The organism is Pediococcus acidilactici, from assembly GCF_016127815.1.
Classification (GTDB): Bacteria; Bacillota; Bacilli; order Lactobacillales; family Lactobacillaceae; genus Pediococcus; species Pediococcus acidilactici.
This window is the reverse complement of sequence record NZ_CP066046.1, coordinates 1,521,046-1,535,509: the sequence shown is the minus strand read 5'-3', so window position 1 is coordinate 1,535,509 and position 14,464 is coordinate 1,521,046. Positions and strand designations below refer to the sequence as shown.

Sequence of the window (14,464 nt, the reverse complement as noted above, 5' to 3'; positions counted from 1 at the left end):
TATGTATCTTGCAATAAAAGAAATTTTACACAACAAACTTCGCTACAGTCTGGTCCTAGTTACAATTTTTCTTATATCTTTTATGGTCTACTTTATGACAAGTCTAGCAATTGGTTTGGTACGAGATAATCGAACCGCAGTGGATAACTGGGATTCAACACGAGTAACACTTTCAAAATATTCAAATAAGAATTTAACAGCCTCTTTTATCACTGAGAATAAATATAAAGATAAACTGTCCGATGACGCGGTTCCCCTAGGATATATGTTCGCTGTAACAAATAAAAAAAATGATAACACGACAGTGAATGCTTCAATTTTTGCTCAAAATTGGAACAGCTTTATTGCTCCTAAATTAATTAAGGGTCACTATCCTAGAACTAAAAATGAAGTGGTTATTGATCAATCAATGAAAAATTATAATATCGGAATAGGTGATCATATACAGTTAAATGGAAGTACAGGTGAATATAAAGTTGTTGGTCTAACCAATAATAGTAAATTTTTTACCATACCCGTCATCTATACTGATTTATCCACCTATTGGAAACTACAACATACTGAAACAACCACAAAAACCATCTCAGCCATTGTTCAAAAAAATAATGTTAATATTTCTGGGAAAGGATTAGTGACAGTAACTGCACAAGATATGATAAGTAATATTCCTGGCTACACACCAGAAGTAAATGTGTTTATGGGGATGATTATTGCTTTAGTAGTAATTACTTGTTTAGTGGTCGGTATTTTCATTTACATTATCGTGATTCAGAAATTGGGACTTTATGGCATTATGCGTGCACAAGGTATTCAAGCCAAAACAATTATCTGGTCTCTATTTTGTCAAATATTCGTCTTATCAGGTATGGGCGTCTTACTAGCGCTTGTTGGTGTATGGGCAGTAAAATTTGTTTTACCATCAACACTTTTCTTCTATCCTAGCTGGCAAGCCTATTCTCTTCTAAGTTTAGCAATTATTATAATGGCTCTCTTAGGGGGACTATTCTCGTTGCCTAAAATTTTGAAAATTGATCCTATAGAAGCGATTGGAGATTAAATTATGAATTTAGTAAAAATGAAGAATGTCACTAAGAAATATGGGAGCGGACATACGCTAACACAAGCTCTATTTCCTACTAATTTTGAATTACAGGAAGGAGAGTTTGCTGCTATCATCGGGCCCTCAGGATCAGGAAAAACAACTTTCTTAACCACACTGGGAAACTTGCAAACGCCAACTAGTGGACAAATAATCATAAAAAATAAAGATACAACACAGATGAATGAAAAAGAAAAAACAACCTTACGTTTTAAGGAGTTTGGCTTTATTTTGCAAGCGTCGAACCTGATTCCATTTTTGAATATTCGAGAACAGTTAGATTTAATAGATCGTTTGGACAAGTCAAATTCAAAAAAAATGAATCGAGAAGAATTATTAGATTTGTTAGACCTAAAAAAGGTATTAAAATCTTATCCAAAAGATTTATCCGGTGGGGAGCGACAGAGAGCAGCAATTGCACGTGCTTTATACAATAACCCAAGCATCATATTAGCTGATGAACCCACAGCTAGCCTTGATACAGAACGTGCCCATCAAGTTGTTGATCTACTTGCACGAATTGCTCACGAATATAATCGGGGTGTAATCATGATTACTCACGACATGCGTTTATTAGATAAAGTCGACCAAGTTTACACTATGCAGGATGGAAAATTGTCACGTGGAAATGCTTTAGAATATGATTGATAATAATGTACGACGTCCGCATAAAAGTAAAATCACGTTAAGCAACTAACACCTATGAAATAGATATAAGATTCCCTAACCTAGCAGCATATATTGGGGGTATTTAGTTGTACATGCTTTCATCTTCTAGAAGTGAAGAAGGTGCTCTTAAACTCTATTGTAAGATCGCCTAGTAAATATAGAAGCGGTAAGGAATAAATACAGCATATTCTTGTATTTATTTGCTTGATACTGATTATTTCGTTTCTATACTGAAAGACGCTTTATTTTTTAATTAGAATGGTTTTTTCATGTTTATTAATCTTTACCAAAATCCATATTCAATTAACTTATATAGATAAAACTATTTTTTGGTGATTAAGGAAGATTACTTCAAAAAAACTTCCGGTTTACGAAGCAGCTTTAGAAGCTGAAAAAGAAAATCAACGTGACTAATCATTACTAAATTGATCCCTCAAGCACGCAGGTTGCTTGAGGGATTTTTTGTGTGGATGGGAATTTTAAGCGGTAAAAAATGCACTATTTTGCGCAAGATTGTAATAATTTTAAGAACTATTTTGATAAGGCATAACAATTTTTTGCGGGTTCCCATGCCAAGCATTTTTTAACTTTAATGAAATGGTATATTGAAAAAGTGGAAACGATTTCTTTAATTATTCGGAGGGGATAGAATGTTAAAAAGTATAAAGTATAGCGCAGCGGTTGCTGCAGTTACATTGTTATTAGGTGGTACGGTATCCGCTAGCGCGGCAAGTTTTACTACGGCAAGCAAGACGGAGCAAAAGGATCAGACCGAAAAAGTCTTTACATATGCCAAAAATGACCTTTTAAAGAAGAACCAAGATCTTGCTAAAGATATGGATTCTGGTAAAACTACCAAGGCTAAATTGTTTGATAAGAAGGCTTACCCAGGAGTAGGAGCTAGTGATGGTTACCAAGATCTGTTAGTTGGATTGAAACGTCAAGGATATAAGTTTACTGGTCATGACAAACAATTGGTTAAGAAAAACTTGATTGTTTCAAAAAAGAGTACGCCTAAGCAATTAGCAAATGCCATTATTGGACTTCAAGCTGTGGGCTTCAATCCCAAAGCATATAAAACTAATGGTGAAAAGCTAAACTTAGTAAAAATGCTTTACCAAAATAAGAAAGTATTGAATAAAAAGACAACTACTAATGAACAAGCTCAAGTTTTAGTAGCACTGAAGTCAAATAAGAAATTCAAGGCTCCTAAGAAAGCTAAATTTACGGTAAAGAAATTAAGCAACAAGCTGGCTAAAAAGCAAATTAAGGTCACTAACCATAAGAGTAAGAACTATAAAAATGATGGTGGTTGGGCATATAACGATGATGCTGCTAGCGTAGACGCGGACACTACCGCCATGACTTTAAACGCTCTAGAAATGAGTAAGAGCAAAAACAAGACCGTTAAAAAAGCAATTACTAAGGGTCGTCATTACTTGAAAGTTAACGTTAATAAAGACGGTGGTTTTGGTATGGATGGCAAGTCCAACGCTAACTCCAATGCTGAAGTTATTACAGCATTATCAATGAACAAGAAGTCTTTCAAGAAAATTAACCAAGTTAAGTTGAATGACAAACAAGAAAACTCCACGTTGAAGAACACCTTGTCATTTGTTAAAGAAGACGGTTCTATTAAGGATGCATACGACCAAACTATGGGTGTGGGACAAGCCCTCGTTGCGCTTAGTGCATACCACAACGGAAAATATGCTAACAATGGGGTTTATCAATTTAAGTAAGGACTGAGGAAGGCTAATGAAACGAAAATGGTTTTCGCTTTTAGTGGCGGTATTCCTAATTATCGGTGTGGCAATTGGCTTTGGTGGAATTTTACATTCTAAAAGTTCCAGTAATGATGATTTAGGTTTTAGCAATGCTAAAGTTGACCCAGATAAGGTGCAAGTCACGGTTGAAACGGATTTAAAACGGCCTAAAAAGAACCAGCAAATTCTCTTTGATAAGCAAATTAAGTATCAAAAAGGGATGACGGCGTTTAGCGCCCTCAAAAAAGTTGCCGGCAAACAAGTGGGCTATCAGAACGGGGCAACCGTATACGTCAATCGGATTGGTAAATACACTGAAAATGACGTCCACTCGGGGACGGGTTGGAAATATTACGTTAACAATGGCAAAGATATTGCTAAAGCAGCCAATTTAAAAACGTTAAAGGCCGGAGACCATTTGTATTGGAGATTTGTTGATGGATACAAATAAAGTGAGACGTCCAATGTTTATTGGACCGATTGGTTGTGGGAAAACCACCCTGTTACAGCGAATCAATCATTTAGAAATGCATTACAATAAAACGCAGTCAATTGAGTTTTATAACAACATTATTGATACTCCTGGTGAGTACATTGAACACCGCCGCATGTATACTAACTTGGCAACCACCGCGATGGACGCGGGGGTAATCGTTCTTATGCAAAGTGCGGTAGACAGTCGGATTGTTTTCCCAGAAGCGTTTGGAACCATGTTTGCCCGACCGTTAGTGGGCGTGGTTACTAAAATTGATTTGGCAGAAGACGACGCGCAGATCAACTTAGTGAAGCAGCGGCTTAAAAGTGCTGGAGCAAAACGGGTGTTTACGTTGTCTGCGGTGGCTAACCAAAACGTTAACGATTTGGTTGACTTTTTGCGCAAAACACGCGAACAAGAAATGGAAGCCAACAAACCAGATTAGTTTTATGTTAAGAGGAATTGGGATAGTTAAACTATTCTAATTCCTCTTTTTTATGAATTATTGGCAACAACGCAGTTATTTGTTCAAAAAATTAATAAATTATTGTGATCTTCGAATTTAATAATCACTTTTATTCTAAAAATCTAAAATGCAATGGTTTAATTTTGTCATTATGGAAAATATTTTACTTTGAACAGTCTTAATCAACCAGATTCCTAAATTAATGCCTTTAAAAAATGCAAACGGTTTCAATTATACTGAACTTGGATCCGGTCGTGCCGTAGCGATTGGAAAATAAAAAATCGGAGGAATTATCTCATGGAACATGAAGCATTAGGTTTAATCGAAACAAAAGGTTTAGTTGCATCAATTGAAGCAGCGGATGCAATGGTTAAGGCAGCTAATGTTGATTTGATTGGCCAAGAAAAAATTGGTCACGGTTTGGTAACGGTAATGGTTCGCGGAGATGTTGGCGCGGTTAAGGCTTCGGTAGATGCTGGAGTAACGGCAGCTGAAGAAATTGGCGAAGTCCTTTCAAGCTACGTCATCCCTCGTCCACATGCAGATGTTGAAAACATTTTGCCTAAGAAAGAGTAATTGGTTGTTGAAATAAACAATTCATTTTTAAGCAGTTTTCATCTGGAGGGATGAATATGAATAATTTTTTTAATTCAACTAGTACGGTTCCCGAATACGTTGGTTCTAGTGAGATTGGCGACACGATCGGAATGTGTATCCCTAGTGTAGACGCGATGTTATTAGACGAACTACACGTGAGTACTAGAGAATATTCAGTTATCGGGATTTTAAGTTCTCGAACAGGAGCTGGTCCGCAGATTATGGCGATGGACGAAGCGGTAAAGGCGACCAATACAGAGGTTTTGGACATTGAATTGCCACGCGATACAAAGGGCGGTGCAGGACACGGCGTTTTGATTTTAATTGGTGGTAGCGATCCTTCAGACGTTCGCCAAGCAATTAACGTTGCGTTGGATAATTTGTCACGGACATTTGGTGATGTATACAACACCCCAGCTGGACATCTAGAACTACAGTTTACAGCGAGTGCTTCCGGTGCGGTGCATACCGCCTTCGGAGCTCCCCTAGGTAAAGCCTATGGTTTAATTTGTGGTGCTCCGTCTGGAATCGGTGTGGTAATGGCTGATACCGCAATTAAAACTGCGGGGGTTGATGTCCTAAGTTTTGCTTCTCCTGGTCACGGGACTAGTTTTTCTAACGAAGGAATCGTCCATATTAGCGGTGATTCGGGTGCGGTACGTCAGGCTGTGATGGCTGGACGGGCAGTCGGATTAAAGCTTCTTGGACAACTAGCCGGCACTGAACCAAAGAATGATTTTCCATCCTATATTAAGTAGCAAATGGAAAGGAGTAGTATTTTGAAACGGCAAAAACGATTCGAAGAACTTGAAAAACGTCCGATCCATGAGGACGGTTTTATTAAAGAATGGCCCGATGAAGGACTAGTGGCGATGATGGGTCCTAACGATCCAAAGCCAAGTATTAAGATCGAAAACGGCGTGGTTACGGAATTAGACGGAAAAAAGCGGGCAGATTTTGATTTAATCGACCTATACATTGCAAAGTATGGGATTAAATTAGAAAATGCCGAAAAAGTAATGGCAATGGATTCTACTCAAATTGCCCATATGTTGGTTGACCCTAACGTATCCCGCAAAGATATCATTGCGATTACTACCGCAATGACACCGGCAAAGGCTGAAGAAGTTATTAGTAAATTAAACTTTGGCGAAATGATTATGGCAACCCAGAAAATGCGTCCGCGGCGGACTCCTGCCACCCAAAGTCACGTTACTAATATTCGGGATAACCCGGTATTAATCGCGGCAGATGCGGCAGATGCAGCTTTACGTGGCTTCCCGGAACAAGAGACAACCACGGCGGTAGCACGCTATGCACCACTTAACGCTATCTCACTGATGGTTGGTGCACAAACTGGACGTCCGGGAGTTTTAACGCAATGTTCAGTTGAAGAAGCAACCGAACTCAACTTAGGGATGCGAGGATTCACTGGTTATGCAGAAACTATTTCAGTATATGGTACTGACCGAGTTTTCACTGACGGTGACGATACTCCTTGGTCAAAAGGATTTTTGGCATCTTGTTACGCATCCCGCGGTTTGAAGATGCGTTTCACATCTGGTTCGGGATCTGAAGCCATGATGGGTTATACCGAAGGCAAATCAATGCTTTACCTAGAGGCTCGGTGCATTTTCATCACCAAAGCTTCTGGGGTACAAGGACTACAAAATGGTGGCGTTAGCTGTATTGGAATTCCTGGTGCAGTACCTTCAGGAATTCGTTCAGTGATGGGCGAAAACTTGTTATGCATGATGCTTGATTTGGAATGCGCTTCCGGAAATGACCAAGCATTCTCCCATTCAGATATGCGACGTACAGAACGGTTATTAGGTCAGTTTATCGCGGGAACGGATTACGTTTCTTCCGGATATTCTTCAACACCTAATTACGACAACACCTTTGCAGGTTCGAATACCGATGCCATGGATTATGACGACTATTACATCATGGAACGTGACTTGATGATTAATGGCGGAATTCATCCGGTATCAGAAGAAGAGGTCATTAAGGGTCGGAATAAGGCGGCTCGGGCATTACAAGCGGTATTTGATGAATTAGGATTACCGAAGATTACTGATGAAGAAGTTGAAGCAGCAACTTACGCAAACACCTCTAAAGATATGCCAGAACGTAACATGGTTGAAGATATGAAGGCGGCTCAAGAACTTTTAGACAGAGGAGTAACCGCAGTGGACATTATTAAAGCGCTTTATACCCGCGGATTTAAGGATGTCGCTGAAGCGGTATTAAATCTTCAAAAGCAAAAAGTCTGTGGTGACTTCTTACAAACGTCTTCAATCTTTGATAAAGACTGGAACATTATTTCAGCAGTCAACGACGCAAATGATTATCAAGGTCCGGGTACCGGATACCGGTTGGACGAAGATAAGGAAGAATGGGAACGCATTAAGAACGTTCCGTTTGCCATTGATCCTGGAAATATGAAGTTTTAATCAAAGGAGGAAGCGTAAATGTCTCAAACAATTGATGAAAACATACTAAGAAAAATCATACGAGAAGTTTTGGCTGAAAACCAAAATATGGATACGCCAATTTCTTTTAAAGATGAGTCAACTTCTTCCACTCCCAATTCGCAACCAAAGGCTGAAAGTGAGGATCGGTCCACAATTTCACGACCAGTTACCGAAAAAAAGCTGGATTGGTTTAAACACGTGGGTAAAGCAAAGCCCGGTTTTTCTAAAGATGAAGTAGTCATCGGGGTAGCACCTGCTTTTGCGGAAGTTTTGGAAAAAAACATGACGGGATTACCGCATAAGGATATTTTACGTCAAGTAATTGCGGGTATTGAAGAAGAAGGCTTAAAAGCTCGGGTGGTAAAAATTTACCGAACTTCAGATGTTTCGTTCTGTGGTGCCGAAGCCGATAAATTGTCAGGTTCAGGAATTGCGGTAGCGATTCAGTCGAAGGGGACGGCAATTATCCATCAAAAGGATCAGGAACCGCTCTCTAATTTAGAGTTATTCCCCCAAGCTCCAGTGCTGGATTTGGATACTTATCGGGCGATTGGTAAAAATGCAGCCGAATATGCAAAGGGGATGTCGCCCAATCCAGTCCCAACCGTAAATGATCAAATGGCTCGGGTAGCTTATCAAGCGATCTCAGCCCTGATGCACATTAAAGAAACGAAGCAAGTTGAACCTGGACGTCCGGCTGAAGAAATTGAAGTAAATTTTGATTAGGAGGGAAAGTAATGAGTGAAATCGATGATTTAGTGGCCAAGATTATGAGCCAGATGGGCGATCAAGCTCCTAAAGATGAATCTAAAACAGCAACGCCCATTCCTTCGCAAACGGCGACTCATGAAACACCGTTGACGACGAAGGACTACCCGCTTTATTCAAAACATCCGGAACTAGTTCATTCACCTTCGGGAAGTAATTTAGATGATCTCAATATTGATAACGTTTTAAACGGCGCAGTTAAGCCTAAAGACTTACGAATTACGGCAGAAACGTTGCGTTTGCAAGGGCAAGTCGCTGTAGATTCTGGACGCGATGCGATTCAGAAAAATTTTCAAAGAGCTGCTGAGCTAACCGCAATTCCCGATGAACGACTATTGGAAATGTACAACGCTTTACGGCCGTATCGCTCCACTAAACAAGAGCTGCTTGATATTGCTAAAGAGTTACGCGACCAGTACAACGCTAAAATTTGTGCGGACTGGTTTGAAGAAGCAGCTGAATTTTATGAAACCCGTAAAAAATTAAAAGGTGACAATTAAGGAGCATTTTTATGAAACGTGTAATTGGAGTTGATATAGGAAATTCTTCAACCGAAGTTGCACTTGCTGAAGTATCTGACCGTGGAGACGTTAAATTTATTGACTCTGGAATTTCAGCGACAACTGGAATTAAGGGAACTAAGCAAAATTTAATTGGAATTAAAAAATCAGTTGCGCAGGTTTTAGCTAAGACGCAACTAACACTTGAAGATATTGATTTAATCAGGATTAACGAAGCTACTCCCGTAATTGGTGATGTAGCAATGGAAACTATTTCGGAAACTATTATCACCGAATCAACCATGATTGGGCATAATCCCAACACTCCTGGAGGGGTGGGGATTGGTTCTGGATATACGGTCAATCTTTTACAACTTTTGCAAGAAAAGGATCGGCAAAAAAAGTATATCGTGGTAGTTCCTAAAGAAGTTGATTTTGCTGATGCAGCTCGGTTAATCAATTTATATAGCAAGGCTGGTTACCAAATTACGGCCGCAATTTTGCAGAATGATGACGGTGTTTTAATTGATAATCGGCTCGACCATAAAATTCCGATTGTGGATGAAGTGGCTTTAATTGAAAAGGTACCTTTAGGAATGTTAGCAGCTGTTGAAGTTGCGGATAAGGGTAAGGTGATTTCTCAACTATCTAATCCGTACGGAATTGCGACGTTGTTTGGTTTAGATTCAGATGAAACTAAAAACATCGTTCCCGTTTCACGAGCGCTGATTGGCAATCGTTCCGCCGTAGTTATTAAGACTCCGGCAGGTGATGTTAAGGCGCGGGTAATTCCAGCAGGTCGAATTAACATTCAGGGTGATCACGGTAGCGAATCCGTAGGCGTTTCTGCCGGAGCAGATGCCATCATGGATAAAATTACTAGCTTTGATCGAATTACGAACATCACGGGTGAAGCTGGAACCAACGTTGGCGGAATGTTAGAAAAAGTTCGGCAGACAATGGCCGATTTGACCGGAAAGCAGAATAAAGAAATTGCCATTCAAGACTTGCTAGCTGTTGATACATCAGTACCAATTAAGGTTCAAGGTGGCTTAGCTGGTGAATTTTCAACGGAACAAGCTGTTGGAATTGCCGCGATGGTTAAATCTGATCGACTACAAATGCAAAGAATTGCGGATTTGATTCAAAATGATTTGCACGTTCCAGTCGAAATTGGTGGTGCCGAAGCGGAAGCCGCCATTTTAGGGGCCTTAACTACTCCAGGAACAACCAAACCAATTGCTATCCTTGATTTGGGAGCAGGTTCTACCGATGCGTCAATTATTGATCAAAATAACCAGATTACCGCAATTCATTTAGCTGGTGCTGGTGACATGACCACGATGATGATCAACTCGGAATTAGGTATTAATGACACCTATTTAGCAGAGGATATTAAAAAATACCCCCTCGCAAAAGTAGAAAACTTATTCCAAATTCGGCATGAAGATGGCACGGTGCAGTTTTTTGACGAGCCCCTTCCAGCAGATATTTTTGCTCGAGTGGTGGTTATTAAGCCTAACGGATATATACCGGTGCCAGGGAATCTCAGCATCGAAAAAATTAAGCATGTTCGGCAAAGCGCTAAAAGAAAGGTTTTTGTAACTAATGCACAACGCGCGTTGCGACATGTTAGTCCAACTGGCAATATTCGGGATATTCCATTTGTAGTGATTGTGGGTGGATCAGCACTTGATTTTGAAATCCCACAATTAGTTACCGACGCTTTGTCACACTACAATTTGGTGGCTGGACGCGGGAATATCCGGTCGATCGAGGGCCCCCGAAACGCGGTGGCAACCGGCTTGATTTTATCGTACGCAAACCAGTTAAGGTCGGTGATGTAAATGAGTATGGAAAAACCTTCGATTGTAATTGCCATGCGTGAGGATAACGAAGATACCACTGAATTAACGCAGCTTTTATACGGAATTGAAGAAGAGGAGATTCCATTTTCTTTCAAGACCATGGCGTTCGACAACCTGGTTGAACGTGCGTACCAAGGGGCGTTATTTTCGCGATTATCAGTGGGAATTGCCTTTGACGATAAATCAGTAATTGTACACTATAAAAATTTACCTAAATCAGAGCCACTATTTAAGGTGGAAAAAGACAATTCCGTAAATTTACGGATTTTAGGAGCCAACGCGGCGCGCTTAGTAAAGGGCGTACCGTTTAAAAGATTAAATAAGGTGGTGAACTGATTGAAAACATTAGGTTATTTAGAAGTTAAAGGCCTTACCAACGCAATCGTATCGGCCGATAAAATGTTAAAAACTGCCGACGTGGAATTAAAAAATATTTCCAATACGCGAGGTAGTGGTTGGGTCACAGCTGCGATTGTTGGTGACGTTGCGGCAGTGAGCGTGGCAATCGCTATGGCAAAAGAAATGATGGGCGAAAACTACGTTAGCTCAACGGTATTAGCTAACCCTGCGGAAGGAATTGAAAAGCTTAACCGAACTGATTTATTACTTGAACCAACGGTACGGAAGGCTAACGAAGCTAATTCAGAGCCGCTGAACGTTGAACCGACACGGCCAACGGAAAAACTGGAACCTCAAAAACCAGCCAAGTCCGAGAAATCTAAGGCAACCTCAAAGACTAAAAAAGAATTAAATAGTAAAAAAGAAGCTAATTCAAGTACTAAGAAACGTAAAAAACAATCTAAAAAATAATTTTTGAAATTTCAGGAGGAACATATTATGAATAACGCATTAGGATTAATCGAAACAAAAGGTTTAGTTGCATCTATCGAAGCTGCAGATGCCATGGTTAAGGCAGCTAACGTACAAATGATCGGTCAAGAAAAAATTGGTAGCGGTTTAGTTACAATCATGGTCCGTGGAGACGTTGGCGCTGTTAAAGCATCAGTTGATGCAGGAGTTGCTGCGGCTGAAAACATTGGTGAAGTAGTTAGTTCATACGTAATTCCTCGCCCGCATGCTGAAGTTGAACGCATTTTACCTTCAACAAAATAAAAAATAGCTTTAATAAGGGTGGACGAGAATTATGGATGAAGAACAGTTACGACAGTTAATTCGCAAGATTATAAAGGAAGAAACTGACCCAAACCGGATTCGTATTGGAGTTTCAAATCATCACATTCATTTGACTGATGAAGACTTTGCAACTCTATTTCCTGGCCAAGAAATGACAGTGTACAAGCCGTTATACCAACATGAAGAATTTGCTTCAAATCAATTTGCAGACATTGTTGGTCCTCAAGGAACTATTAAACACGTGCGGATCTTAGGTCCTAACCGGGCACATTCTCAAGTAGAAATTGCCCGTTCAGAAACTTTTGAATTGGGAATCGACGCTCCTATTAGATTATCTGGTCATTTAGAAGGGGCTCCTTCCGTTAAGTTAGTTACTAAAGATGGAGAAGTAGAAGTCCAAGGTGTCATCGTTGCTAAACGGCATATTCATATGAGCCTGGAAGATGCTGCTCGTTTTGGTGTTAAGTTAGGTGATACGGTCAGTGTAGAAATCAATTCCGACGAACGCAGAACCATCTTTGATGACGTGATTTGCAGACCACGGAAAGACTTCTTATTAGAAATGCACATCGATACTGATGAAGCTAACGCTGCTAACGTAAATGCGAATACGTTCGGTAGAATCATCAAAAAATAAACGAAATTGGAGGGTGAATTGAATGGATCCGATTGTTGCTCAAGTAATTGAAAAATTAAAACAGAGAAATGCACAATCCGCCGAAATTACCTACTCCAAAAGTAATGACGTTCCCTCAACGGGAATATTTGTTGATAACGCCAATCTGGTTTTAAAGCAAGTTTCAATTGAGCTGATTGCGGATCTGTTTCACCTCGACCAAAGTAATCGTTGGGTAACCTGGATTTTACAAGGACTCGATTACGACGTGAATTTTCAGTTAAACGTGAGCTATCACGCACTTAATTTTATCCCGTTAGTGATGATTAGGGACTGGCCAATTATGTTTGTCGTTAACGGTGAACATCCAGTTTATGCCTTTTATCCAACTATAATCACACGAGAAATGTTAGCAGGCATTCCGGATAAAGCGGTGGTAGTGGTAACGAATGTTCAAAATATTACCGCGGGTGCTGAAGAAATAAGCAGCCAAAAGGATTTAAAAATACAAGTAAGGACTGATGAAAATTGTATATGGCAAAAGTTGTAGGCAGCGTGGTGTCTACCCAAAAAGATAAGTCATTAGTTGGTCGTAAATTAATGATTGTAAGAGCGATTGATTCGCAAGGCCAACCCGTTCGCCCGGAAGAAGTTGCCGTAGATTCAGTCGGTGCTGGTATCGGAGAATACGTACTGCTTGTGCGGGGAGCGGGTGCTCGGATTGCTAACCATGCGGATAAAAATTTTCGTGACGTGAGCGATTGCGCAATTGTCGGTATTATTGACAGTTTCGACAAGTAAGGAGATGTAGCAAGATGCCAATCTATACCAAAGGTGGAGATAAGGGATCAACGAGCCTTTACGACGGCAAACGAGTGCATAAGGACTCTCTACGAGTGGAAACTTACGGAACGTTTGACGAACTAAACGCCAACATTAGCGTGGCGGATAAACTTTGTTTAAGCAAAAAAAATCAAGAAATCTTGAAAAAAGTTGAGTACAAGATGTTCTTTTTACAAGGAGAGATTGCTACTTTAGATACCCAAAAATTTTTAAAAAATAGCGTGACCATTGAAGAACAAGACGTACTCGATTTGGAAAAGGTTATTGATGAATACACAGTCAAGTTGCCACCCGTAAAGTCTTTTATATTGCCTGGTTCAAGCTTGGCCGGTGCTCAGTTACACGTGTGTCGGACAGTTTGTCGGAGAGCAGAGCGTCGCTTTGTTCAATTTGCTAGTGAAACCACCGTACGACCAGTACTTGAAAAATACGTTAATCGATTATCTGATTTCTTTTATATTTTAGCCCGATCCGAAGATTACGAAGATTATCTAGCCAAGGTGACGGAGGAAGTAATTAAAAGATACCGTGCGTATTTTACTGAAAATTAAGGGGAACGGCCTAGGGATTAACTAAATTTCGTGATAAATCAGCAACATTGTTGGTGACGAAATTTAGTTGATTTCGTGATGGCTGGTGGTTGTCAATTTAAAAAAGAAGGGAAAATTTTCCAACTTCTTAAATGATTTGTTGAGGACGAATGGTATGAATGAAGAGCAAATTAATAACATTGTTAAAGAAATAATTACCAAACAGGGGGATCAATTAGGAAACCTATTTGATCGCCAAAAAATGCAAAGGGTGTTTGACGCGGCCGTAGCTAAAGCTAACGAATTAAATGTGGGAGTTACCATGTGCATCATGGACGCAGCAACGGTTGTTCAAATGCTTTACCACATGCCGAATGCTAATCTAGTTAGCTCAGAATTAGCTCCTAAGAAGGCTTGGTCAGCAATCGCAATGAAAGAACCTACTAAAGATATTAGTAAAGATATTCAACCTGGCGCACCGCTTTACCAAATGGAAACCATGTTGAATGGAAAATTAGTGTCCTTCCCGGGCGGAATTCCGTTAGAAATCGGCGGAAAAATTGTCGGAGCGATTGGGATTAGCGGCGGATTGGTTGAAGAAGACCAAGCAATTTGTGAGGCTGCTGTGGAAGAATTTATGAAGGAGAGTAAGTGAA

Annotated in this window: 19 protein-coding genes; all 19 read left to right on the top strand. The window is 40.0% G+C overall.

Features of this window, described 5'->3' with window-relative positions:
* Position 1 precedes the first annotated feature (1 nt).
* The 19 genes from I6H64_RS07630 (at position 2) to I6H64_RS07540 (ending at position 14,463) form a co-directional block, all read left to right on the top strand.
* Positions 2–1,057 (top strand): ABC transporter permease, encoded by a 1,056-nt coding sequence (locus I6H64_RS07630; protein ID WP_008841269.1) that lies wholly within the window; start codon positions 2–4, stop codon positions 1,055–1,057.
* A gap of 3 nt (positions 1,058–1,060) precedes the next feature.
* Complete coding sequence (locus I6H64_RS07625) at positions 1,061–1,747, top strand: ABC transporter ATP-binding protein (RefSeq protein WP_008841268.1); 687 nt, start codon at positions 1,061–1,063, stop codon at positions 1,745–1,747.
* Positions 1,748–2,418: 671 nt separating this feature from the next.
* Positions 2,419–3,510 (top strand): prenyltransferase/squalene oxidase repeat-containing protein, encoded by a 1,092-nt coding sequence (locus I6H64_RS07620; RefSeq protein WP_008841267.1) that lies wholly within the window; start codon positions 2,419–2,421, stop codon positions 3,508–3,510.
* Positions 3,511–3,526: 16 nt separating this feature from the next.
* Positions 3,527–3,985, top strand: coding sequence for a DUF4430 domain-containing protein (locus I6H64_RS07615; RefSeq protein WP_008841266.1), 459 nt, complete (start codon positions 3,527–3,529; stop codon positions 3,983–3,985).
* Positions 3,972–4,454, top strand: coding sequence for a EutP/PduV family microcompartment system protein (locus I6H64_RS07610; RefSeq protein WP_002830162.1), 483 nt, complete (start codon positions 3,972–3,974; stop codon positions 4,452–4,454). The genes I6H64_RS07615 and I6H64_RS07610 overlap by 14 nt, the downstream gene beginning before the upstream one ends.
* 318 nt (positions 4,455–4,772) lie before the next feature.
* On the top strand, positions 4,773–5,051 hold the full coding sequence (locus I6H64_RS07605; protein WP_002830161.1) for a BMC domain-containing protein: 279 nt from the start codon (positions 4,773–4,775) through the stop codon (positions 5,049–5,051).
* 56 nt (positions 5,052–5,107) lie between these two features.
* Positions 5,108–5,830, top strand: a complete 723-nt coding sequence (pduB, locus tag I6H64_RS07600; RefSeq protein ID WP_024862653.1) for a propanediol utilization microcompartment protein PduB — start codon at positions 5,108–5,110, stop codon at positions 5,828–5,830.
* Positions 5,831–5,851: 21 nt separating this feature from the next.
* Positions 5,852–7,528 carry a propanediol/glycerol family dehydratase large subunit gene (locus I6H64_RS07595; protein ID WP_024862652.1) on the top strand — a complete coding sequence of 559 codons (1,677 nt, stop codon included), beginning with the start codon at positions 5,852–5,854 and terminating at the stop codon, positions 7,526–7,528.
* 18 nt (positions 7,529–7,546) lie between these two features.
* The gene (locus tag I6H64_RS07590) at positions 7,547–8,275 is read left to right on the top strand and encodes a propanediol/glycerol family dehydratase medium subunit (protein WP_008841261.1); all 729 of its coding nucleotides are present in this window, start codon (positions 7,547–7,549) and stop codon (positions 8,273–8,275) included.
* A gap of 11 nt (positions 8,276–8,286) precedes the next feature.
* Positions 8,287–8,817, top strand: coding sequence for a diol dehydratase small subunit (locus tag I6H64_RS07585; RefSeq protein ID WP_008841260.1), 531 nt, complete (start codon positions 8,287–8,289; stop codon positions 8,815–8,817).
* An 11-nt stretch (positions 8,818–8,828) separates the two neighbouring features.
* On the top strand, positions 8,829–10,664 hold the full coding sequence (locus tag I6H64_RS07580; RefSeq protein ID WP_056985030.1) for a diol dehydratase reactivase subunit alpha: 1,836 nt from the start codon (positions 8,829–8,831) through the stop codon (positions 10,662–10,664).
* A complete protein-coding gene (locus I6H64_RS07575; RefSeq protein ID WP_036685223.1) occupies positions 10,665–11,021 on the top strand; it encodes a glycerol dehydratase reactivase beta/small subunit family protein in 357 nt (118 codons plus the stop codon).
* Positions 11,022–11,495: a BMC domain-containing protein gene (locus I6H64_RS07570; RefSeq protein WP_008841256.1), complete on the top strand. Its 474-nt coding sequence runs from the start codon at positions 11,022–11,024 to the stop codon at positions 11,493–11,495.
* 27 nt (positions 11,496–11,522) lie between these two features.
* Positions 11,523–11,798, top strand: a complete 276-nt coding sequence (locus I6H64_RS07565; protein WP_002830150.1) for a BMC domain-containing protein — start codon at positions 11,523–11,525, stop codon at positions 11,796–11,798.
* A 31-nt stretch (positions 11,799–11,829) separates the two neighbouring features.
* Positions 11,830–12,456 (top strand): phosphate propanoyltransferase, encoded by a 627-nt coding sequence (gene pduL, locus I6H64_RS07560; protein ID WP_002830149.1) that lies wholly within the window; start codon positions 11,830–11,832, stop codon positions 12,454–12,456.
* Between the two features lie 22 nt (positions 12,457–12,478).
* On the top strand, positions 12,479–12,985 hold the full coding sequence (gene pduM, locus I6H64_RS07555; RefSeq protein ID WP_002830148.1) for a PduM family microcompartment protein: 507 nt from the start codon (positions 12,479–12,481) through the stop codon (positions 12,983–12,985).
* Entirely contained in the window at positions 12,970–13,236 is a 267-nt protein-coding gene (locus I6H64_RS07550) for a EutN/CcmL family microcompartment protein (RefSeq protein WP_171030839.1), read from the top strand. Before pduM ends, I6H64_RS07550 begins: the two co-directional genes overlap by 16 nt.
* 14 nt (positions 13,237–13,250) lie before the next feature.
* Entirely contained in the window at positions 13,251–13,829 is a 579-nt protein-coding gene (locus I6H64_RS07545; RefSeq protein ID WP_008841254.1) for a cob(I)yrinic acid a,c-diamide adenosyltransferase, read from the top strand.
* Positions 13,830–13,983: 154 nt separating this feature from the next.
* The gene (locus tag I6H64_RS07540) at positions 13,984–14,463 is read left to right on the top strand and encodes a GlcG/HbpS family heme-binding protein (RefSeq protein ID WP_024862645.1); all 480 of its coding nucleotides are present in this window, start codon (positions 13,984–13,986) and stop codon (positions 14,461–14,463) included.
* Position 14,464 lies beyond the last annotated feature (1 nt).

Bases quoted from the DNA above. Each gene is read 5' to 3' on its own strand.
- I6H64_RS07575 (WP_036685223.1), top strand. From the start codon at position 10,665: ATGAGTATGGAAAAACCTTCGATTGTAATTGCCATGCGTGAGGATAAC.
- I6H64_RS07580 (WP_056985030.1), top strand. From the start codon at position 8,829: ATGAAACGTGTAATTGGAGTTGATATAGGAAATTCTTCAACCGAAGTT.
- pduL (WP_002830149.1), top strand. From the start codon at position 11,830: ATGGATGAAGAACAGTTACGACAGTTAATTCGCAAGATTATAAAGGAA.
- I6H64_RS07630 (WP_008841269.1), top strand. From the start codon at position 2: ATGTATCTTGCAATAAAAGAAATTTTACACAACAAACTTCGCTACAGT.
- I6H64_RS07610 (WP_002830162.1), top strand. From the start codon at position 3,972: ATGGATACAAATAAAGTGAGACGTCCAATGTTTATTGGACCGATTGGT.
- pduB (WP_024862653.1), top strand. From the start codon at position 5,108: ATGAATAATTTTTTTAATTCAACTAGTACGGTTCCCGAATACGTTGGT.
- I6H64_RS07590 (WP_008841261.1), top strand. From the start codon at position 7,547: ATGTCTCAAACAATTGATGAAAACATACTAAGAAAAATCATACGAGAA.
- I6H64_RS07620 (WP_008841267.1), top strand. From the start codon at position 2,419: ATGTTAAAAAGTATAAAGTATAGCGCAGCGGTTGCTGCAGTTACATTG.
- I6H64_RS07625 (WP_008841268.1), top strand. From the start codon at position 1,061: ATGAATTTAGTAAAAATGAAGAATGTCACTAAGAAATATGGGAGCGGA.
- I6H64_RS07540 (WP_024862645.1), top strand. From the start codon at position 13,984: ATGAATGAAGAGCAAATTAATAACATTGTTAAAGAAATAATTACCAAA.
- I6H64_RS07545 (WP_008841254.1), top strand. From the start codon at position 13,251: ATGCCAATCTATACCAAAGGTGGAGATAAGGGATCAACGAGCCTTTAC.
- I6H64_RS07550 (WP_171030839.1), top strand. From the start codon at position 12,970: ATGGCAAAAGTTGTAGGCAGCGTGGTGTCTACCCAAAAAGATAAGTCA.
- I6H64_RS07585 (WP_008841260.1), top strand. From the start codon at position 8,287: ATGAGTGAAATCGATGATTTAGTGGCCAAGATTATGAGCCAGATGGGC.
- I6H64_RS07565 (WP_002830150.1), top strand. From the start codon at position 11,523: ATGAATAACGCATTAGGATTAATCGAAACAAAAGGTTTAGTTGCATCT.
- I6H64_RS07615 (WP_008841266.1), top strand. From the start codon at position 3,527: ATGAAACGAAAATGGTTTTCGCTTTTAGTGGCGGTATTCCTAATTATC.
- pduM (WP_002830148.1), top strand. From the start codon at position 12,479: ATGGATCCGATTGTTGCTCAAGTAATTGAAAAATTAAAACAGAGAAAT.
- I6H64_RS07605 (WP_002830161.1), top strand. From the start codon at position 4,773: ATGGAACATGAAGCATTAGGTTTAATCGAAACAAAAGGTTTAGTTGCA.